Genomic DNA, 21,671 nt, shown 5'->3' on the forward strand with positions numbered 1-21,671 from the left:
AATTCCCGCTCAATACTATCGATTCGGCGGCGCACGGGTACTTGACGCAAATATGGCCTGGTTTTCCTCGCTCTTCATAGGTCTGTGCATGGTGGTGATCGCCGGCTCGGTCAGTGCTGTCCTGTATTTTCAGGTCGGCACGGATCTCGGGGCCGCGGTGATCATTGGCACTGCCATTCTGGTCGCCGAGTTTCTGGTCAACATCATGGTCATGCGCTCGCGCGATCGCAATGAGGCCCGGCATCGCTCCGATATGCTCGACGGTGGCATCGGCCAGATCGATCAGGAACTGCAGAATCTCGAACGCAGGCTGACCGCCATCGAGAACGGATTTCCCAATCGCGCCCGCGCCGAAATCGAGCCGATGTATGTGGAGATCGAGGTTCTCGGTACGCTGGTCAAGCAGATCGCGGAAACCGTCGCCGATCTGGAGACGCAGATCGTTGAGGCGCCCCAGATCGCGCATCACCCCCAGAACGATTATCACGGCCAGCCGCAAGCCAGCCTGGCGGCGCCCAGAAACGATCTGGACCGGCCCGCATTCCCGGGCAGCCACGGCTATGCGCCGAATTCCGTCGCCCCGGGTGCCGCCAATGGCTGGGAACAGCCCGACGGCAAGCTGTGGTCCAACGGCGCCGGCGCACCCAAATCGCGCAATGCCGCCGCCGATGCGGCGCTGCGCGAGGCCGTCCGGAGCGCCATCGATGCCAGCCGGATCGATCTGTATCTGCAGCCGATCGTTTCCCTGCCCCAGCGCCAGGTGCGATTCTACGAAGCCTTGACGCGGCTGCGCGCGGACGACGGCGAGATCATGCTGCCGGCGGATTACATCGAGATCGCCGAGCGCAACGGATTGATGCCCGGCATCGACAACACCCTGCTGCTGCGCTCGGTGCAGGTCCTGCGCCGCCTGTCGACGCGCAACCGCTCCGTCGGCCTGTTCTGCAACGTCTCGCCGTCGACGCTGGTCGACGACAATTTCTTCCCCGGCTTCATCGACTTCATGCAGAAGAATCAGACGCTGGCGGAATACATGGTGTTTGAGTTCACCCAGGCCGCCGTCGAGGAGATGGGCGCGGTGGAGAACGAAAGCCTGGCGGCACTGGCCAATCTCGGCTTCCAGTTCTCCGTCGACCAGGTGACCAACCTGCGTACGAATTTCCGCGCCCTGAACGAGCGCGGCTTTCACTATGCCAAGATTTCCGCCGACAGGCTGCTCGGACGCATTCCGACGGACACGGGCGATATCCATCCCGAGGATGTGTCCAGTCTGCTCGCGCGCTATGGCGTTCAACTGATTGCCGACCAGATCGAGACCGAGGCGCAGGTCATCGAGCTGCTCGACTTCGGCATTCATTTTGGTCAGGGATTCCTGTTCTCGCCGCCGCGCCCGGTGCGCTCGGACGTGGTGCAGGGCGGCGCGCAGCCGCCTGCCGACCGCAAGCGCGTCGCCAGCTGATCACGCACCTCCCGACACGACGGATACGCAAAACGCCCCGCGACAGCCGCGGGGTCCGAGCTTGATGAACTGGCTCTTACCTCTCGGTCGTCATCCTCGGCCTTGTGCCGAGGATCCATGATTTTCAACGGCTTATGGATGGTCGGGACAAGCCAGACCATGACGAATGGAGGGATTTTCGACTTTGTCACGAAAGCAAAAAGGCCCTGCGGATACCGCGAAGCCTTTTGCGTTTTCGGCGCCGTGATTCTCGGTTTCTAAGACGCCGCACGGCCCACAGTGACGATCGTGGGCGGCTTGGCGTCCAGAAGTTCGGCCGCTATCCGCTTCACGTCGTCGAGCGTCACCGCGTCAATCAGCCCGTTGCGCTTGTCGATATAGTCGATGCCGAGACCTTCCATCTGGATGCCCACGAGTTGGCCCGCGATCTTGTCCGACGTGTCGAAACGCAGCGCATAGGATCCTGTGAGATAACTCTTCGCCTTGGCCAGTTCCTCCGCGGTCGGGCCTTCCTCGGCCATCCGCCGCAATTCCTGGCTGATCACCTCGAGGGTTTTTTCCGCATTGTCCGCCCGCGTCGCGGTGCCGCCCATCAGCACGCCGGAATGATCATAGGGCGCGAGATAGGTCCACACCGAATAGGCCAGGCCGCGTTTCTCGCGCACCTCCTCGTAGAGCCGCGATGAGAACGAGCCGCCGCCAAGGATGTGGTTCATGATGAAGGCGGGGATGAAGTCCGGATCGGCCCGCTTCAGGCCGGGCAGGCCGAAGCGAATGACCGTCTGCGGCACATCCATGGCGACGGTTTCATGCTGGCCGCCTCGCGGAATGACGTCGGCAACCGGCGTCAGCTCCGCTTTCTCCGGAAGCGCCCCGAAGGTCTTGTCGAGCAGGGGGCCGAGTGTCTTGGCGTCGATGGCGCCGACGACGGCGATCTTCAGCGTCTCGCGGGCGATCATTCGGGCGTGAATCGTCACGAGATCGTCGCGGGTCACGGTGTCCAGACTTTCCTCGGTGCCCTTGGTGGGGCGGCCGTAGGGATGGTCGGGAAAGGCCGTGGCGAACCACAGGCGGCCCGCGATGGCGTCGGGATCGCGCTCTTCCTGCCGCAACCCGGAAATCGCCTGGCGGCGCATGCGATCGATCGGATCCGGGTCGAACCGGGGTTCGCTCAGCGCCAGCCGCATCATGTCGAAGGCGACGTCGCGGTTGATCGACAGGGTCTTCAGGCTGCCGGTGAAGCTGTCACTTGCGGCGCTGAAACCCAGCTCGATGGACAGATCCTCAAGCTGCGTCTGGAAGGCTTGCGAATCCATATCGCCGGCCCCTTCGTCGAGAAGGCTGGCCATCAGCCGCGCAAGACCCTCCTTGCCCGGCGGATCCTGCGTGCCGCCGCCGGTAAAGCCGATCTGCACAGAGATCAGCGGGATGGCGTGTTCCTCGACCAACCATGCCTCGATGCCGCCGGGACTCACCACGCGCTGGATTTCGGTCGCGCGCGCGGGGGCGGCCAGCAGGAGCCACACGGCCGCAAGCGTTGCCAGCAGCAAGATCGAGAGAAGTGTGCGCTGAAGTGCACCGGCACCGGATTGAAGCGCCAGTGCGCGGGATTTGGGACCAGAATGTTTCATTATGATTTGTTCCCGTCCTTGGCCGGCTTGCCTGTGAGATAGGCGGTCACGGAGTCGTCACCGGTGAGATATTTCTTGGCAGCGGCCTGCACCTGCTCGGCGGTGACCTGCTGGATGCGCTCGGGCCACTGCTGCACGTCGGCCACGGTGTTGCCGGTGGTCAGCGAGGTGCCGAAGATCCGCGCCAGGGATGACTGGCTGTCCTGCGAGTAGATGGCGCTGGCGAGCACCTTGCGCTTCGCCCTGTCGAGCTCCTCGGTGGTCACGCCGTTTTCGGCGATGTCGGCGATGACGGCGCGCATGCCGTCGCGCAGATCCTCAAGCGTCACCCCGTCATGCGGCACGCCGTAGACCATGAATCGGGTCTGGTCGATGCCGGAGCTCTGGTACCAGCCTCCCGCGCTGGTCGCTAGCTTGTCCTCGACGACGAGCTTGCGGTACATGCGGCTGGTGGCGCCGCTTCCCAGAATGTCCGCGAGCAGGTCGATGGCTTCGGCCTCGCCGGGTTCGGCGTTGGCGTAGCTGGGCACCAGCCACGCTTCGCGGATGCTCGGCTGGCGCACCTGTTCATCGGCCAGCCGCACGATGCGTGCGCCATACAGCACGGGTTCCGCGGGGCGGATGCGCTGCGGCGGCTCGGCGCGCCGGGCGACCTTGCCGTAGGTTTCCTTCGCCAGAGCGATCACCGCGTCCGGCTCGACGTCGCCCGCGACCACCAGGACTGCGTTGTTCGGCGTGTAGTAGCGATCGTAATACTCAATGGCGCTCTTGGCGCTCAGCGCCTTGATCTCGTCTTCCCAGCCGATGACCGGAGTGCCGTAGGGGTGGTTGACGTAGAGCATGGCGTCCATCGTCTCGCCAAGCCGCGCGCCGGGATCGTTGTCCACCCGCTGCGCGCGTTCTTCCAGAACGACCTGGCGCTCGGGCGCCACGACCTCTTCCGTCAGGATCAGGTTCTCCATCCGGTCGGCCTCAAACGCCATCATCAGGCCCAGATGCTCCTTGGCCACGCGCTGGAAGTAGGCGGTGTAGTCAGCCGAGGTGAAGGCGTTTTCCTGACCGCCGATTTCAGCGACCTTGGTGGAAAATTCGTTGCCCGGATGGTTGGTCGTGCCCTTGAACATCAGATGCTCGAGAAAATGGGCGATGCCCGAGCGGCCTGGCGGCTCGTCGGCGGCGCCCACTTTGTACCAGATCATGTGGGTCACGACCGGTGCGCGGCGGTCGGGGATCACGACCACCTCGAGACCGTTGTCCAGCATCGCCGTGACGGCGTTCGCGCCGATCATCACTTGCTGGTCGGAGGAGGGGTCTCGGCGCGCGCGGGCAGCGCGGAAAACGGCAGCGCCACGAGGCTGCTGACCGCCAGGGCGGCGAGTTTCATCGGGAAATCGGACACGAAGGGGCTCCTTGCTGAATTCACCGGAGGTCGAGGCATGACCTAGACAAGGATATAGGCCCTTTGCGGGCGGAGTTTTATGAAAAATGCGTAATGTAGGTGTTTGTTGGACACCGGCGGCGGGCAAAGCCGGTACGCGCGATTCCCGGCGAAACATGCGCGGTGGCGTCCGCCAGCGCTCCCGCCTGAGATCTCAGGCGGAGCAGCGTCGCGCGTGCATGAAAAACGTGCGCGGGGCGGCGGTGGCGCGGGCTATTTCGGCCCGCTGTCCTTGCGCTCGTCCATCCAATGCTTCTTCGGCCCCTCAACTACCTTCGGAAGCGCGAGCGGGGCGGAATCGGCGGGCGTGCTGTATTCGATCGGCGGTTCGACGAGATAGCGGCGTGTCGGCTTGCCGTCGGGACCCAGCAGTGAGGCTGTTTCAGGCTTGATCAGCTTCTGCGTGCGCAACTGGGTCGGTGTCAGACGGTTGTTGGGATTGTCCTTCATGCCCTGGATCGCGGCTTTTTGCTGTTCCGCGGTGCGCGCCGGCCGCGAGCTTGCGCGCGTGCCGGCCTGAAGTTCCTCGACACTCAACCGGTCGGGACCACGATTGGCCTCGCGCAGAGCCTCGCCGCCCGTCGCCTGACGCGAACGCTGCAAGGCGAGAAGCTCGGCATCCTTGTTGCGCGGCCAGTTGGCGGGCAGGTTTTCCGCATTGGCCACATCGGCCTGCGGATCGGGAAGGGTGGTCGTCGACGGCGGCACGGCAAGCGGCGCGCGCGGCTTGTAGTCGATCGGCTGCGCCTGGGGATCCATCAGGCCGATTCCGGTCATCACCCGCTTCACCGCGGCGACGTCAGGGGCTTCCGAGCCGTTGCCGTAGAAGCCGTCCTGCCCGCCGGACATGCAGCCGCTCAATCCGGCGGCGACGCCGGAGATCAGGACAAGACGGGCAATGGTACGCGGTCGGAAACTCGGCACGGGTCTGAATCCTTGTCTGCATGCCTGGCGGCGGCGTTCGTGCATGTGATTGATCCGCGACGCCACTCATATGCATCGCGGCAACCGCATATCGGGCCGTGGCGCCTCCCCGAATGTCCGGGTCAGTCACCGATCCGCCCGACAGGACGCTTATTTTGCGGCAATTTTCGGGCCGCCGAAAGCCCAGTCATACAGGAGCGCCGCGACGCCTGCAACGATCCATGCATCGGCCAGATTGAACACATACCACGAGAAGTCGCCCACGTGGAAATGCACGAAGTCCGCGACAGCGCCGTAGGCGAGCCGGTCGATGCCATTGCCGATGGCGCCGCCGAGGATCAGGGCGAGACCGAGGGCCTGCAGCCGGGTTTCCGCGTGCACGCTCCAGATCCAAATGCCGACGGAAGCCACCACGGTGAAACCCGCCAGAGCCCAGCGGCCGGCATCGCCGTCCTGCTGGAACAGACCGTAGGAAATGCCGCGATTCCAGACCAGAACGATATCCAGGAACGGTGCCAGCGCGACGCCGCCGCGCTCCGCCAGCCCATAGCCGTGCAGCAGCCACAGCTTCGACGCCTGGTCCGCGATCAGCCCGGCCAGCGTGATCCACGCCACCGCCGGGCTGAAGGGTCCCCACAAACGGCGGGTCATGCGCGCGTGCTCCTGCTCATGGTCAGCCGTGGCGTGCGTCCCACTCGCGCAGCGCCTCGGCGTCGCGCGGGGTGACGTCGGGATAATCCGCGATGGTTCCGACCTCGGGCAGGATCTTCCACGAGCGGGCGCATTTGCGGCCCTCGGCGAGCGCCGGGACGACACCGACGGATTGCACGTCGTCCAGCGTGAATGCGCCCTCGGGCGCCTCGCCTTCGATGACGGTCAACTGGCTGGTGATGCAGATGTCCGCCATGTCCCGGCCTTCGAGTGCGGCCAGCAGATCGGCGTCACTGATGTAGACCTGCGGATGCGCCTCGAGCGAGGAACCGATTCGCTTTTCGCGCCGCTCGATCTCCAGCGCGCCGGTAACGACGCGGCGCACGGTGCGGATCTTCGTCCAGCGCGCCGCCAGCGCATCGTCGCGCCAGTCCGCGGGAAACGCCGGGAACTGCTGCAGGTGCACCGAGCCCGAGTCCTCGCCGTAGCGCGACGTCCATGTCTCTTCCATGGTGAAGGGCATCAGCGGCGCCAGCCAGGTGACCACGGCGCCGAAGAGCTTCTCGATGACCATCAGCGACGCCTTGCGGCGCGCCGAGGACACCGGATCGCAATACAGCGTGTCCTTGCGGATATCGAAATAGAAGGCGGAGAGATCCAGCGTCATGAAGTTGAAGACCTGCGAGAACACCCGCTTGAAGTCGAAATCCTCGTATCCCTTGCGCACCACGGCATCGAGCTCGGCCAGCCGGTGCAGCATCAGCCGCTCCAGCTCCGGCATGTCGGCCATGGCGACCTCCTCGCCGGTGTAATGGGCGAGCGAGCCGAGCATCCAGCGCAGCGTGTTGCGCATCTTGCGGTAGGCGTCGGCGTTGGTCTTCAGGATCTCCGGCCCGATGCGCTGGTCGTCGGCGTAGTCGGACGACGAGACCCAAAGGCGCAGGATGTCGGCGCCATACTGCTTGATGATGTCCTGCGGAAACGTCTGGTTGCCCAGCGATTTCGACATCTTGCGGCCGTCCTCGGCCATGGTGAAGCCATGCGTCAGCACCGCGTCAAACGGGGCATGGCCGCGCGTGCCGCAGGATTCCAGCAGCGATGAGTGGAACCAGCCGCGATGCTGGTCGGAGCCTTCCAGATAGAGAACGTAGTCCTCGCCGCCGTCGCGCTTGCGCTTCGGCATGAGGTCCTCGCGTTTTTCCAGGCAGAAGGCGTGGGTGGAGCCGGAATCGAACCACACGTCGAGAATGTCGTCGACCTTGTTCCATTCCTCCGGATTGTAGGCATTGCCCAGGAACCGTTCCTTGGCGCCCTCGGCGAACCAGGCGTCAGCGCCCTCGGCGGCGAAGGCGTTGTGGATGGCCGCGTTGACCGTGACGTCCTTGAGGACCTCGCCGGTCTCCTTGTTGACGAAGACGGTGATCGGCACGCCCCAGGCGCGCTGGCGTGACAGCACCCAGTCGGGCCGGTTCTCGATCATGCCGCGCAGCCGCTTCTGGCCGGACGCCGGCACGAAGCGCGTTTCGTCGATGGCGGTGAGCGCGCGGGCGCGCAGCGTATCGCCCGGGCCTTCGAGATCGCGGTCCATGTAGACGAACCACTGCGGCGTGTTGCGGAAGATCACCGGCTTCTTGGAGCGCCAGGAATGCGGGTACTGATGCTTCAGCCGGCCGCGCGCGAACAGGGCGTTGGCTGCGATCAGCGCCTTGATGACGCGCTCGTTGGCGTTGCCCTTGTCGCCCTTGTGGGTGATGACCTGGGCCGCACCGTCCTCGGAGTCCGGCCCGAAGCCCGGCGCGTCCTTGGTGAAATAGCCCGCGTCATCCACAGTGAAGGGGATGGCCGGGGAGATGCCGCGCGCCTCGAGCGCCCGCGCATTGTCCATCCAGACCTCGAAATCGTCCGTGCCGTGGCCCGGCGCCGTGTGCACGAAGCCCGTGCCCGTGTCCGCCGTCACGTGGTCGCCGGGAAGCAGGGGGACGTCGAAGGTGTAGCCGAGATCGGCCAGCGGATGCGCGCAGGTGAGGGCGGCCAATTCGTTCGCCGTGACGGTGCGCGCGCGCTCCAGCGTGATCTTTGCCTTCTCGGCGCACTCGTTCGCCAAGCTGTCGGCGAAGATCAGCTTTTCGCCCGGCTGCGGGCCGAAATCATTCTCCGCCGCTGTGACCTCGTAGAGGCCGTAGTCGATGCGGTCGGAATAGGAGATCGCGCGGTTGCCGGGGATCGTCCAGGGTGTCGTGGTCCAGATGACGATGGATGCATCGCCCAGCGGTCCGGACCCGTTGACCGGGAACTTCACCCAGATCATGTCCGACTGATAGTCGTGATACTCGATCTCGGCTTCCGCCAGTGCGGTCTTTTCCACCACCGACCACATCACCGGCTTGGAGCCGCGATAGAGCTGGCCGGAGGTGGCGAACTTCATCAGCTCCGAGGCGATCACCGCCTCGGACTCAAAGCGCATGGTCAGATAGGGGTTGTCCCAGTCACCCTCGATGCCCAGCCGCTGGAATTCCTCGCGCTGCACGCCGATCCAGTGCTCGGCGAACTCCCGGCATTCCTGGCGGAACTCGTTGATGGGCACCTGGTCCTTGTCGCGGCCCTTGGCGCGGTACTGCTCCTCGATCTTCCATTCGATCGGCAGGCCGTGGCAGTCCCAGCCGGGCACATAGTTGCTGTCCCAGCCCATCATCTGCATCGAGCGGGTGACGATGTCCTTCAGCGTCTTGTTCAGCGCATGGCCGATGTGGATGTTGCCGTTGGCGTAAGGAGGGCCGTCGTGCAGCAGGAACTTCGGCTTGCCGGCGGATGCCTCGCGCATGCGCCTGTAGAGGTCCATTTCCTTCCAGCGCGCCAGGATTTCTGGCTCCTTCTTGGGAAGGCCCGCGCGCATCGGGTAGTCGGTCTGGGGCAGGAACAGCGTCTGCGAATAGTCGCGCGCCGCCTGCTCGGTGGTCGTATCGGGTGTCGTGTCGCTCATGAAAAGTGCCGCCGGACGGGTTGGACGCGTTGGGTCATGGAGGTCATCGGGATCGGATGCGCTGTCGCATGCTCAACGGTCGATAGGGCATGATCGGATGCGGGAGCGGCCGGAAGGCCGGGCCCCACGCGGGTCGGGTTCGTCCCGGTCCTCCGCGGCGCGGGGAAATCGCGCGTCACTCGGAGGCCGGGCCGGTAATTCGTGCAAGCGCCGCGGCCATCGTGCGGCAGGCAAGGCGTAAATCGGTCCACATCGCATGCTGTTTAGCAGCGTGCGCGTTGCGAATAAAGCGGCAATTGTCCGCGCCATTCCGGGTCGGCCGGGCGGCGACGGTGTGCTGCACGCTCAGGCTTGCCGGGCGTGCGGCAGGTCGTAGAGCGCCTGGTCAAGGGGCGACAGCGGCCGGATGGAGGCCAGCGCGGCGCGCGCCTCCTCGCTGTCGCGGTCCATCTGCGCGATCAGGGCGTCCAGGGAGTCGAATGTCTCCTCGCCGCGCAGGTAGCTGACGAAGGTGACGCCGAGCCGCTTGCCATAGAGGTCGCCGGAAAAGTCGAACACATGCACCTCGAGCAGAGGCGCGCCGTTGTCGAACATCGGGCGCCGCCCGTAACTGGCGACCCCGGCGTGCAGCACGCCGTCGATGTTGACGCGCACCGCGTAGATGCCGGCGGCGAGCCGGGTTTCGGGCGCGAGCTTCATGTTGGCGGTGGGATACCCGAGTTCGCGGCCGCGTTTCTCGCCGTCAATGACCTCGCTTTCGACGAACCAGCGATAGCCCAGCAGCGCATTGGCCAGCACGATCTCGCCGTCGGCCAGCGCCTGGCGGATGCGGCTTGAGGAGATCGTCTCATCGCCCTCGTCGCCGAGCCGGCCGACGATGGAGACTCCGAAGCCGCGTTCCTCCCCCGCCTCGCGCAGGAAGTCCGGCGTCCCCGCGCGCGCCTTGCCGAAATGGAAATCATACCCGGTCACCGCGTGGGCGATGCCGAGCCGCCCGACCAGGATGGTGTCGACGAAATCCTCGGCCGTGCGTCCCGCAAACGCCCGGTCAAACGGCAGCGTCAGAATGCCGTCGAGACCTTCCTTCTCGATCAGCACGGCCTTCGCATGCTCCGGCGTGAGCCGGAACACGGGTGCGTCGGGCCGAAACACGGTGCGCGGGTGCGGCTCGAAGGTCAGCGCGATGGCCGGGCGGGAGAGCGTCTTTGCCGTCTCGCGCACCACCTCCAGCACAGCCTGGTGACCCCGGTGCACGCCGTCGAAGTTGCCGATGCCGACAACCGCGCCGCGCAACGCCTCGGGGAAGGCTTCAAGCGAAGGGATGGCTTGGAAGGCCTGCGGCGCGGGCGCGGCGGGTTTGAGCATGGGGTTTCCCGTGGTTGGAAAATCGTGCGGGACGGTGCCGATTTCCACGGCAAAGGTCAAGCGCGGGAATTGCGGCGGCCCGCGGTCCGGCCTTCGAGGCGGCTGGCGGCCGCTCAGTCGTCGGTCTCGGCCTCGCCGCGCGCGGGCACCTTCACAACGGCCTCGCCTTCCAGCACCACCGTGTCTCCGACCTTGCACACACACGCCAGCTTGGCGCGACGGCCACGATCGATGAGTTCGGCGATCGTGACGGTCACCGTGACCACATCGCCGATTCTCACGGGCGCCTTGAAATTCAGCGTCTGGGACAAATAGATCGCGCCCGGGCCGGGCAGCCGGGTCCCGAGCACTGCCGAAATCAGGCTGGCCGTGTACAGGCCGTGGGCGATGCGGGTGCGGAACGGGGTAGTGGCGGCGAAGTGCTCCGAAAGGTGCACCGGATTGCGGTCGCCCGAAACTTCGGCAAAGCCCACCACGTCCGATGACAGCACGGTTTTGCTCAAGGTCTCGCTCATGCCGACGCTCAGGTCTTCATAATACAGGGTTCTCAGGGGTGGCAAAGACATACGTGGAAACCTCAAGCAAGGAGTGAATTTCCAGCGCACCGTAGATTGCCGAAGAGCCCCGCTCAATTACGCTTTCGGTGCATTGGAAAAGAAGAATCGAAGGTCTCGTCGTTATTAACGGTCTTTTTAGTCCCGTCGCATAATGTGCACTCAGGCGTGGGGAGGCCGGGCACCGGCAGATCTCTATAATTCTGGATCGAAGACGCGAACGTGGCCGAAATCAGCCAAGGCCGCGCAACTGAGTGCATATGGAGTAGACGATGGCCCTTGATCATACGATGCCGGTCCTCGTGGTGGACGACTACAAGACGATGATTCGGATCATCCGGAATCTTCTCAAGCAACTCGGCTTCGAGGATATCGATGATGCGGCGGACGGGACCGAGGCGCTCGAGAAGATGAAAGCGCGCAAGTACGGCCTGGTCATTTCCGACTGGAACATGGAGCCGATGACCGGCTACGAGCTGCTGAAGCAGGTGCGCTCGGACGCGGAACTCTGCAAGACGCCGTTCATCATGGTGACGGCGGAATCCAAGACCGAAAACGTGATCGCCGCCAAGAAGGCCGGCGTGAACAACTATATCGTGAAGCCGTTCAATGCCCAGACCCTCAAGGGCAAGATCGACGCCGTCTTCAGCGAGTAGGACGGCGCGCACCGAGCGCGCGAGCCTTCAACCGGCGTTCGCGGCGATTTGGCGCGCGGCTTTCATTGTCATGCCGTCAAGCTGGTGCGAGCGCTTTGTGCCGCTTGCACACGAATAGAACCGGCGGTTTCGCCGGATTCCCACGACTTTGGGGGGAGGGCTAATACGATGGCTGCGATGAACAATGATCACCTGAGCGAGGTGATCGATTTTCTCAAGGAAAACAAAGCGCGCGGCGAAGACGTTTCGCTGAACGACGTGATGCGCCTTGCGGAAGTCATGGCTGGCACGTTCAAGGATTTCCTCCATTCCCACGCGCCGTCGATGCGTCACGAGCTCGAGGACATCGCCAACGAAATCGCGCGCATGAAGAACGAGATCGTCGACTTGCGCGCCGGCGACATGAAGCAGAACCGGATTCCGCAGGCGGGTCTCGAGCTGGACATGATTGTGGAGGCGACCGAAACCGCCACCCACACGATCATGTCGAGCGCGGAAGAAATCATGGCCGCGGACACCGACGACGTCGAGGCCTATCAGGCGCTTGTCAGCGACAAGATGATCACCATCTTCGAGGCCTGCGCCTTCCAGGACATCACCGGACAACGGATTTCCAAGGTGGTCAGCACGCTGGCCTATATCGACGAGCGTGTGACGGCCTTCGTCGAGCGCCTGAAGATCATGGACGCCGACGAAGGCACCGCTGAGGAAACCGCGGAGGAACGCCGTGCGCGCGAGTTGATCCTGCACGGTCCGCAAGCCGCCGGTGAAGGTGTCTCCCAGGACGATATCGATGCCATGCTGTCCGAAGACAGTGCGGATGGCGACGGCGCCACGGCGAAATCCGATCAGGGCGACATCGACAAGCTGTTCGGCTGAGGCCGGCCAGACCGTTCACGCAGATACAGATTTCCGGTTCCTGACCGGACTGACGGGGCCGCACCAGGTGCGGTCCCGTTTTTCGTGTGGATTCCTATCTCACGACAGCCAAGGCCCAGGCGGCTACCATGCCAGGCGCGGCATGGCGGCGCGGACGTTCAGGCCCTCGGCTTCAAGCCGCGCCCTGACCTTGACCGGGTCGGGCGCCTCCGCCTCTCCGAAATCCGCAGTGTGAATGCCGGCGGTGACGAACAGCACGTCGAGGTCCTGGTCGAACGCGCCCTTGATGTCGGTCGGCAGCCCGTCGCCGATTGCCAACACCTTGTCCCGGGGTACGGTTTCGCCCACCAGCGCCGCAAGCTCGGCCAGGGCGGTCTCGTAAATCGGCGCATACGGCTTGCCCAGGATGGAGACCTTGCCGCCGAAGGTGGCGTAGTCGCGCGCCAGCGCGCCCGCGCACCAGAACAGCGCGTCGCCGCGCTCGACGACGATATCGGGATTGGCGCACACCATGGTCAGCCCGTGACCGGCGAGCCGGCGCAACCGGTCGTGATAGTCTTCCGGCGTCTCGGTGATGTCGTCGACCAGTCCGGTGCAGACGATCATGCCCGCCTCGGCAGGATCCTCGACAAGCGCGATGCCCGTGCCCTCGTAAAGGCTCAGGTCGCGGTCGGGGCCGATATGGATGATCTTGCTCACGCCGGTGCCCAGCAGCAGCGCGCGCGTCACGTCGCCCGAGGTGACGATCGCGTCATAGGCGTCGCGTCCCAGCCCCAGTTCGGCCAGCTGCTTGTGGATCGGTCCGGCGGGTCGCGGCGCATTGGTGATCAGCACCACGCGGCCGCCGGTCTCGCTGCGGAAGCGCGACAGCGCCTCATAGGCGCCTTGATGGACTGCCAGTCCGTTGTGGATCACGCCCCACACGTCGCACAGGATTCCCTTGTATCCATCGGCGATCGCGGACAATCCGGGAACGAACAGGCTCTCGTCGGCAAACTTCATCGGTTCTGCAATCTGCTATAATCGGGGAGGATTCGCGGGCAGCCGCGACCATAGATCAAGCCGCCCTTTGGTGAAATCACCAAATGGCGGAAAACTTGATCGCGCTTGAATGCTCAAGCCGCTCTCTGGTGACATCGCCAAATGGCGGACCCAGATGGTGGACCATGTGCCCCAGCCGCATCGCCGTGCGGTCAGGGCAGCCTTTCTCTCCAGACCAGGTCGAAACGCGTGACGGTCAGACAGCTTTCGGAAACGGTCATCAACCGCATCGCGGCGGGCGAGGTCATCGAGCGGCCCGCCTCCGTGGTCAAGGAGCTGGTCGAGAACGCCATCGACGCCGGCGCCACCCGCATCGAGATCGTCACCGCGGCCGGCGGCAAGACCCTGATGCGGGTCAGCGACGACGGTCTCGGGATGCGCGAAGCCGATCTGCGGCTGGCGATCGAGCGCCATTGCACCTCCAAGCTGACCGAAGGCGACCTGATGGACATCCGCACGCTGGGATTTCGCGGCGAGGCGCTGCCCTCCATCGGCGCGGTGGCGCGGCTGACCATCGCCACGCGGCATGCGGACGAGCCGCACGGCTGGGAGATCACGGTGGATGGCGGCCGCAAGCACGAGCCGGTGCCCGCGGGGTTGAACCGGGGCAGCCGCGTCGAGGTGCACGATCTCTTCTTCGCCACGCCGGCGCGGCTGAAGTTCCTCAAATCCGATCGCGCGGAAGCCGCCGCCATCACCGACATCGTCAAGCGCATGGCGCTGGCGCATCCCGAAATCCGCTTCTCGCTGTCGGGCTCCGACCGCTCGGCCACCGAATTCGCCGCGGCCACCGGGCCCGACGCGCGGCTGGCCCGCATAGGCCAGGTGCTGGGCAAGGGATTTGTCGACAACGCCATGCCGATCGAGGCCGAGCGCGAGGGCATCCGCCTGCGCGGCTTCGCGGGTCTGCCGACGTTTCACCGCGCCAATGCGTTGCAGCAGTTCTTCTTCGTCAATGGCCGTCCGGTGCGCGACAAGCTGCTGCTCGGCGCCATGCGCGGCGCCTATGCGGACGTGCTGGCCCGCGACCGTCATCCGGTGGCGGTTCTCGACATCGACCTCGATCCGCATCAGGTGGACGTCAACGTGCATCCCGCCAAGGCCGATGTCAGGTTCCGCGACAGCCAACTCGTGCGCGGGCTGCTCGTGGGCTCAATCAAGCGGGCGCTGGTGGAGGCCGGGCACCGGTCGTCGACCACGGGCGGTCTGGAGGCTATGGATCTGGCGCGCCCCAACGGCCAGGCGCCCAACGGTCCCGGGCATGGTGGTGGCTGGGCGAGCGACGGTTTCGGCGCGGCAACCGGCGGGGCCTACGTCAATCCGCAGAACCCGCCGCCGGGATATGTGAAATCGGCTGATTGGCGTGCCAGCGCCTTCCGTCCGGTGGACTTTGAGAGCGCCAATGGCGCATACGGCGGGCTCGCCGAGGAGCAGGCGGCGTTCGGTGGCGTCGCCATGCCGTCGGCCGATGGCCGCGCCAACGCGATGCCGGTGGACGAGACCCGCGAGGCCATGCCGCTTGGGGCGCCGCGCGCGCAGCTGCACGCCAATTACATCGTTTCGCAAACCCGCGACGGCCTGGTGATCGTCGATCAGCACGCCGCCCACGAACGCCTCGTCTATGAGCGGTTGAAGCAGGCGCTGGCGGCCAACGGCGTGCCCACGCAGATCCTGCTGATCCCGGAAGTGGTGGAATTGCCCGAGGAGGACGTCGACCGGCTGCTCGACCGGGCGGAGGAACTCGCCGACGTCGGATTGGTGGTGGAGGGCTTCGGCCCCGGTGCGGTGGCGGTACGCGAGACGCCCGCGCTGCTGGGCGAAATCGACATTCGCGGTCTGGTCAAGGATATCGCCGACGACATCGCGGAATGGAACACGGCGACCCGGCTGCGCGAGCGGCTTGATCATGTCGCCGCGACGATGGCGTGTCACGGATCGGTGCGGTCGGGTCGCCGGCTGCGTCCGGAGGAGATGGACGCGCTGTTGCGCGAGATGGAAGCCACGCCGATGTCGGGCCAGTGCAATCATGGCCGTCCGACCTGGATCGAGCTGAAACTGACCGACATCGAAAAGCTGTTTGGCCGGCGTTAGAAACAATCCGCGCGGGAAGGTTCGCGCTGGCGGCTGTCTACGCAGAGCTGCGCTTGTGAAAAGTCACGGGTGCGAACACTGATGGCGCGGCTGGTTTCGTTAACTTGTTGCTGATCCGCAACATTCGGCCGCGAAATGGTGAAATCGCGGCTCCGTAGTGACAATTGCTACGTGTTGTTTGCCTCTTCAATGAGACACTCAACAGGATTGTGAACCGCTTCGCCGGGCACGGGCCGGATCTTGCGCGAATCGACTGTTACAGTTCGCGCAGCCGGTCATCGAGTGTGGGTGCGAATCACCGGTTTGATTGCGGAAACGCCGGGTGCGCGGAGTGCGGTCCGGTCTGAAATAGCGGCTTGATGGTGGAATAATGATGATTTTGAAAATGCGCGGCCGCCAAGCGGTCATGATCTGTGCGGTTGCGAGCTGTGCCTTGGTCACGCAGGCGGCCCCGGCCAGTGCAGTGAGCTTCTTTGATCGCGTTTTCAACACGCCGGCCTATCGCGAGCATCAGCGCCGCGAGGAGAAGGTCCGGGTCCGCGAGGCCGCGCCGGTCGTCCGGGTGTCCAGCCCGCGCTACTACACCTACAAGCCGGACAACATGACGACCGTGTCCCTCGAGGATCTCGCGGTCGCCCCTGAGCCCGAAATTGTCGCGCCCGAAGCTGTGGCGCCCGAGGCTGTCGCGCCGCAAACGCCCGAGGCCGCTGCGCCGGCGGTGTCCGAGCCCCTGGCCGCCGCGCCCGAGACAGTCACGCCAGAGGCCGCCGCGCCGCAGGCCGCGCAGGCCGATGCCGCGGACGACCAGGCCTTCGTGTCCATGGTGGACACCGCCCTGCACGCCGCGCCTGACGCCGCTTCCGATGCGTCCGCAGCGCCGCAGGCCGACGGGGCCTCATCCACCGGCGAAACCATTCCCGAGATCACCGGCACGCTTCCCGCAGGCGAGCTCGCGGTATCCGATGCCGCGGCCGACACCCCGGCCGAGCTGGAGCAGCCCGCCGTATCCGCGCCCGCCGTTCAGGCTGTCGTCGAGCCGGTCGCCCCGGTCGTGCCGCAGGCGGTCGCCGCCTTCGCAGACGCGCGTGGCGAGCTCGCTCACATCACGCTGCGCGCGCTTCCCGAGGTCGGCAAAGCCGTGAAGGCCCATTATGCGGAGGAGCCCGCCTTTCTCTGGGTTTCCGACGATGCCCCCAACGCCCGCGCCAAGGCCGTGATGGCGGCGCTCGCCAGCGCCGGCGACGTGGGGCTCGACCCGAGCGATTACGCCGTCGCGCTTCCTGGCGCGGTGCTGGTGGCCTCGGCCAATGGCGGGGTCGATCTGACCGCGGCGCAGGCGCGCCACAAGGCGTCGATGCGCTTCGAGATGGAGCTTTCCGCCAAGGCGCTGACCTACATGCTGGACGCCAGGCGCGGCCGTGTCGACGCCGACCGTCTGTCGGGCTATCACGATCTGCCGCGCAAGACGGTCGATCTCGATGCCGCGATCACGGAACTCGCCGGTGCCGATGACGTCGCCGCGGCGATGGTTGCCTACAACCCGGACAACGCCGAGTTCAAGGCGATGGCGCGGGAACTGGCCCGTCTGCGTGACGCCGGCGACAGCACCCGCGTGACCATTGCCGACGGCACGCTGCTGAAGCCCGGCCGCGCGGATCCCGAACTGGCCAATGTGATCGCCGCCATTCACCTGCGCGGGTCCCACACGCTGAAGCAGGCTCATGCCGCGACGCTTGCGGGTTATGTCGGCACCGACGAGTACACGCCGGAGCTGGTGGCCCTGGTGAAGGATTTCCAGAAGGAAAACAACCTGAGCGCCGACGGCGTCGTGGGCAGCAACACCATCCGGGCGCTGGTCGGCGTATCGAATGACGACAAGATCGAGAAGCTGGTTCTGGCCATGGAACGCGTCCGCTGGCTGCCGCGCCAGCTCGGCGACCGCCGCGTCTTCATCAACCAGCCGGCCTTCACCGCGACCTACTTGCAGTCGGGCCGCGACCCGCTGACCATGCGCGTGGTCGTCGGCAAGAAGTCGAACCAGACCAACTTCTTCTACGACACCATCGAGACGGTGGAATACAACCCCTACTGGGGCGTGCCCTATTCGATCATCGTCAACGAGATGATGCCGAAGCTGCGCGAGGATCCCGGGTATCTTGATCGTATCGGCTACGAGGTGACGACCCCGTCCGGCCGTCAGGTTTCCTCGGCGGCCGTCGACTGGCACTCGGTTGCGACCAAGCAGTCGTCGATCAACGTGCGTCAGCGCCCCGGCAGTTCCAACGCCTTGGGCGAACTGAAAATCCTGTTCCCCAACAAGCACCACATCTACATGCACGACACGCCCGCCAAGGCGCTGTTCAAGCGCGACATGCGCGCCTTCAGCCACGGCTGCGTCCGTCTGGCCGATCCGCGGGGGATGGCGGCGGCCGTTCTCGGGAAGACGACCGACTATGTCGCCTCCCGCATCGCCCAGGGGCGCAACGACTCCGATGACGTCGGCGGCAACATCCCGGTCTATGTCGCGTATTTCACCGCCTGGCCGCAGGCCGATGGCGAGATGGGATATTTCGCCGACATCTACGACCGCGACGCGCATCTGCGCCGCGCGATCGAGAGCACGCGGAACGCGCGCGGCGCATAGGCCGCCCGGCCCCAGGCCGTGTTCGATCGATGACAAGGCCCCCGGCATCCGCGCGATGCCGGGGGCCTTTTCGTTGCGTGCGCGGGTGCAATGCGCCTGGCGTTGCGTTGCATGCAACGAAACCTTGCCTGTCGCGTGACTGTCGGTCCCTCCGGATGAGTTTTATTTTCGGCTCATCGTTCTAACAACGGAGAGGTTCGATGACTTACACAGTAAATCTGGCGAAATTGATCGGGAAGTTCTTCGTCTCGGTGGCGTTTTGCGCTGCGATGACGCATGGATCAGTTGCGCAGGATACCACGAAATACGCCATTCCCGCGGAAGACGGGTCGGGCTACAAGATCAACTATCAGGCGCTCGGCGATGCGACCGAGCTGAGCATGGCCGAGAAGTTCCAGGTGGCGCGGGCGCTGCGCAACGGCAGCGGCCACATCGTCAGCGGCGTGGAAAGCATCGCGGGCTTCGGCGGCAAGTGCAAGGTCAACAAGTTCCTCGGCATTCCCGACGGGGTCGACTGCACGCTGACCGCCGATCCCGCCGCGACCAAGGTGATGTCCAAACTTGGCTCCTTCGCCCTGACCAACGCCATCTGCCTCGTCATCGATGCGGAGGACGGCGAGGTCACCGAGCCGATCTGCGACGGCCTGCTGGAGGCTTTCGTCAGCAAGACGCTGGAGCCTCTGATCGAGACCTGCGCCGACCAGGACCGGACCACGGCGATCACGGTCGACTTCAAGCTGGTGCCGCCGAAGCTCAAGCCCTCGGCCCGCTGCGGCTAAGCGGCTCCGCCGACACCTGCGGCCCGGCGCGCTACATGCGCCGGGCCGCAGGTGTCTTCCCCGCACCCGTCAATTTCACAAGCACGTTTGTTGATCGATGCGTCTGCCGCAGCGTAAGTTTCTCTCCGGGATACAACCGGGGAGGCGCCGTGGAACTGCATCAGGTTCGATATTTCCTGAAATCCTGCGAGACCCTGAATTTCACGCGGGCAGCGGAGGCGCTCGGCGTCGCGGTCCCGACCCTGACGCGCGCCATCAAGAAGCTGGAGGACGAACTCGGTGGGCAGCTTTTCCGCCGCGAGCGCCACCTGACTCATCTCACGGACCTTGGGCGGCTGATGCATCAGCATCTTTCGGCGGCGGAAGCCGCAACGGCACGGGCGGTCGAGGCCGCGGCGCACTACACGAGGGCCGAGACGCGTCTCAAGATGGGCATTGTCTCCTCCATGCCGGCGCGGCATCTGGTGGCCTATTTGCGGCTGCTGCGCCAGGCGGCGCCGGACCTCGAGCTGCACATCTGGGAGAGCCATTGCGAGGAACTCGGCGACGCCCTGCTGGGCAACGAGATCGACGTGGCGATCATGAGCCTGCCGGACTATCCCGAACGGCTGCGCGCGGAGCCGCTGTTCCGCGAGTACTACCAGATCGCGTTTGCGCCCGGTCATCGCTTCCAGGCGATGAAAGCCGTGCCGCTGCGCGAGCTGGAAGGGGAGGCCTACATCAAGCGGCTGCATTGCGAGTTCCCCTCCAACTTCGCCCGCCTCGAGATCGCCCGCCCCTACAACAGCGTCCGCGTCAGCTATATGTCGGAGCGCGAGGACTGGGTGCAGTCGATGGTGGCCGCCGAGCTGGGCTGCACCATCATGCCCGAGTTCCTGCCGATGCTTGACACCATCGAGGCCCGCCCGATCATCGAGCCGGAGGTCTATCGCACCCTGTCGATCGTCACCGTCGCCGGACGGCGGCATTCGCCACCCGTGGCCAGTGCCGTGCGTCAGGCGCGCGCCATGGATTGGGAGGCGGTCGCGCCGCAGGCCGTGCGCCGTGAGGCCTGATCCCCGCGCCGGCCTCAGGCTCCGGGCGCGTCGTGCAGGGGGGTGAGGTCGCGCAAGGGAATGTCGAGGGTGAAGCGTGTGCCGGTTCCCTCCTCGGTTTCCACGTCGATCGGCCAACCGAGCCTCTGGGCGGCGCGCGCGACGATCGCCAGTCCGATTCCGGAGCCATCCGCCACATTGCGCCCGTGCAGCCGCGTGAACGGTTCGAAGATCTTTGGCTTCAGCGCCGGCTCGAAGCCGATGCCGTTGTCCTGGATCGTGATGCGCAGGCTTCCGTCCAACTCCCGCGAGGAGATTTGGATCCGCGGAACACGGAATTCGGGGACGTACTTCACGGCGTTGCTGAGGATGTTCTGGAATATCTGCTGGACCAGCAGGGGATCGGCTTCGACTGTCTGTTCCTCGACGTCGATATCGAGCGTGCCGCCGCGCGTCTCTATCTGCTGATCGAACAACTCCGCGACGTCATTGATCGCGCCCCGAAGCTGGATGCGCTCGCGGGTGGGGGTGTAATCGTTCAGCCTCGAAAACCGCAGAACGTCCGCGATCAGCGCCAGCGCGCGTCTCGACATGATGCCGAGCCGCTCCATCGAACGCGCCGCTTCGGCGGTGTCGTTTTCCGCATTCGCGTGTTCGAGCAGGTCGACGTAGGACGCGATCTTGCGCAGCGGCTCCTGCAGGTCGTGCGCGGCGATATGGGCGAACTGACGGAGGCCTTCGTTTGCGGTCTCCAGCTCCGCCGCCTTGGCTTCGAGTTCCCGTGTTCTCGCCGCCACCCGCAACTCGAGTTCGGCGCGGATCTCGCTCAGTTCCCGATTGGTCCGGCTGTGGTCGTCCACCTCCTCGATGAGCCTCAGATTGGCTTCGCGCAGCATGCTGGGGCTTGGCAGGAGCAGCGCCTTGGGAATCACGACCCATGCGGCGACCACGGTCAGCGCGGAGACCGATGCCGTCGCCGCCTTGACGATGCCTTCCACGCCGTAAATGGGATTCCAAAGGGTGATGAGGCCGATAAGATGGGTGGTGGCGCAGGCGAGAATGAAGGCGGCAAACAGCCAGAAGATCCCCTTGTGCGCCAAATCGCGTCGCCTCGCGACGAAATAGAAGATCGCCACGGGTATGATAAAGTAGCTCAGGGCGATCACCGCGTCGGAGACCGCGTGCAGGGCGATCAGATCGCTGCGCCACGTGAGACAGTAGCCGTGGGCGAGGAATGACGTGGTCTCGAAGTAGGTTTCAATGCTGCCGAACATCCCGGGGAACTCCTGTCTGTTGGTCCTCAATCCGGCGATCAACCGTTGCCGGAGGGCACAGTCCGGGTTGCGCGCCCTGCGGTCTCCCGATTTCGGTGCGCAAGCTAAGGCCAGGCGCGCCGGCGGAACAAGGGTGCCGACGATGCCGTCGCGCGACGGTCACCGCGGGCCGGTGGCGCGGATCCGGCTCGAAGGGTGTCCTTGGGGGAGGCGTTGCGCCGGGTCGTCTCACGGCGAATGCCGGGATGAAGAGGGCGCGCGTAGCGTTGAG

General features: G+C 65.2%; 17 protein-coding genes. 7 read left to right on the forward strand and 10 right to left on the reverse strand.

The annotated features are described in order from the left end of the window. Positions 1–52 precede the first annotated feature (52 nt). Positions 53–1,459 (forward strand): EAL domain-containing protein, encoded by a 1,407-nt coding sequence (locus tag D1F64_RS04485; RefSeq protein ID WP_117411436.1) that lies wholly within the window; start codon positions 53–55, stop codon positions 1,457–1,459. A gap of 257 nt (positions 1,460–1,716) precedes the next feature. On the opposite strand, the gene D1F64_RS04490 is transcribed toward D1F64_RS04485, so the two are convergent. The 8 genes from D1F64_RS04490 to D1F64_RS04520 all read right to left on the reverse strand — a co-directional run bounded on the left by D1F64_RS04490 (position 1,717) and on the right by D1F64_RS04520 (position 11,014). Next, on the reverse strand, positions 1,717–3,090 hold the full coding sequence (locus tag D1F64_RS04490) for a pitrilysin family protein (protein WP_117411437.1): 1,374 nt from the start codon (positions 3,088–3,090) through the stop codon (positions 1,717–1,719). Further along, complete coding sequence (locus tag D1F64_RS04495; protein ID WP_117411438.1) at positions 3,090–4,379, reverse strand: pitrilysin family protein; 1,290 nt, start codon at positions 4,377–4,379, stop codon at positions 3,090–3,092. Before D1F64_RS04495 ends, D1F64_RS04490 begins: the two co-directional genes overlap by 1 nt. A gap of 362 nt (positions 4,380–4,741) precedes the next feature. After that, positions 4,742–5,452 carry a hypothetical protein gene (locus D1F64_RS04500; RefSeq protein ID WP_162901286.1) on the reverse strand — a complete coding sequence of 237 codons (711 nt, stop codon included), beginning with the start codon at positions 5,450–5,452 and terminating at the stop codon, positions 4,742–4,744. A gap of 150 nt (positions 5,453–5,602) precedes the next feature. Next, positions 5,603–6,103, reverse strand: coding sequence for a signal peptidase II (lspA, locus tag D1F64_RS04505; protein ID WP_117411440.1), 501 nt, complete (start codon positions 6,101–6,103; stop codon positions 5,603–5,605). A gap of 22 nt (positions 6,104–6,125) precedes the next feature. After that, on the reverse strand, positions 6,126–9,083 hold the full coding sequence (gene ileS, locus D1F64_RS04510) for an isoleucine--tRNA ligase (protein ID WP_117411441.1): 2,958 nt from the start codon (positions 9,081–9,083) through the stop codon (positions 6,126–6,128). Positions 9,084–9,258: 175 nt separating this feature from the next. Next, positions 9,259–9,426, reverse strand: coding sequence for a hypothetical protein (locus tag D1F64_RS23065; RefSeq protein WP_162901287.1), 168 nt, complete (start codon positions 9,424–9,426; stop codon positions 9,259–9,261). Between the two features lie 2 nt (positions 9,427–9,428). Next, the gene (locus D1F64_RS04515) at positions 9,429–10,448 is read right to left on the reverse strand and encodes a bifunctional riboflavin kinase/FAD synthetase (protein WP_117414432.1); all 1,020 of its coding nucleotides are present in this window, start codon (positions 10,446–10,448) and stop codon (positions 9,429–9,431) included. A gap of 113 nt (positions 10,449–10,561) precedes the next feature. Beyond that, on the reverse strand, positions 10,562–11,014 hold the full coding sequence (locus D1F64_RS04520; RefSeq protein ID WP_117411442.1) for a MaoC family dehydratase: 453 nt from the start codon (positions 11,012–11,014) through the stop codon (positions 10,562–10,564). A gap of 260 nt (positions 11,015–11,274) precedes the next feature. On the opposite strand from D1F64_RS04520, the gene D1F64_RS04525 reads away from it, so the two are divergent. Continuing rightward, positions 11,275–11,658, forward strand: coding sequence for a response regulator (locus tag D1F64_RS04525; protein WP_117411443.1), 384 nt, complete (start codon positions 11,275–11,277; stop codon positions 11,656–11,658). Positions 11,659–11,826: 168 nt separating this feature from the next. Further along, entirely contained in the window at positions 11,827–12,537 is a 711-nt protein-coding gene (locus tag D1F64_RS04530; protein WP_117411444.1) for a protein phosphatase CheZ, read from the forward strand. 123 nt (positions 12,538–12,660) lie between these two features. Here D1F64_RS04530 and D1F64_RS04535 read toward each other — a convergent pair whose 3' ends face one another. After that, a complete protein-coding gene (locus D1F64_RS04535) occupies positions 12,661–13,539 on the reverse strand; it encodes a TIGR01459 family HAD-type hydrolase (protein WP_117411445.1) in 879 nt (292 codons plus the stop codon). A gap of 228 nt (positions 13,540–13,767) precedes the next feature. On the opposite strand from D1F64_RS04535, the gene mutL reads away from it, so the two are divergent. From mutL to D1F64_RS04555, 4 genes are all read left to right on the forward strand, one after another. After that, on the forward strand, positions 13,768–15,669 hold the full coding sequence (mutL, locus tag D1F64_RS04540) for a DNA mismatch repair endonuclease MutL (RefSeq protein ID WP_205470656.1): 1,902 nt from the start codon (positions 13,768–13,770) through the stop codon (positions 15,667–15,669). Between the two features lie 463 nt (positions 15,670–16,132). Continuing rightward, positions 16,133–18,313: a L,D-transpeptidase family protein gene (locus D1F64_RS04545; RefSeq protein WP_205470657.1), complete on the forward strand. Its 2,181-nt coding sequence runs from the start codon at positions 16,133–16,135 to the stop codon at positions 18,311–18,313. Positions 18,314–18,513: 200 nt separating this feature from the next. Next, positions 18,514–19,092 (forward strand): hypothetical protein, encoded by a 579-nt coding sequence (locus tag D1F64_RS04550; RefSeq protein WP_162901288.1) that lies wholly within the window; start codon positions 18,514–18,516, stop codon positions 19,090–19,092. 149 nt (positions 19,093–19,241) lie between these two features. Continuing rightward, on the forward strand, positions 19,242–20,147 hold the full coding sequence (locus tag D1F64_RS04555; protein ID WP_162901289.1) for a LysR family transcriptional regulator: 906 nt from the start codon (positions 19,242–19,244) through the stop codon (positions 20,145–20,147). A gap of 14 nt (positions 20,148–20,161) precedes the next feature. On the opposite strand, the gene D1F64_RS04560 is transcribed toward D1F64_RS04555, so the two are convergent. Then, on the reverse strand, positions 20,162–21,400 hold the full coding sequence (locus tag D1F64_RS04560; protein ID WP_117411449.1) for an ATP-binding protein: 1,239 nt from the start codon (positions 21,398–21,400) through the stop codon (positions 20,162–20,164). Positions 21,401–21,671 lie beyond the last annotated feature (271 nt).

Source organism: Breoghania sp. L-A4, assembly GCF_003432385.1.
GTDB lineage: Bacteria > Pseudomonadota > Alphaproteobacteria > Rhizobiales > Stappiaceae > Breoghania.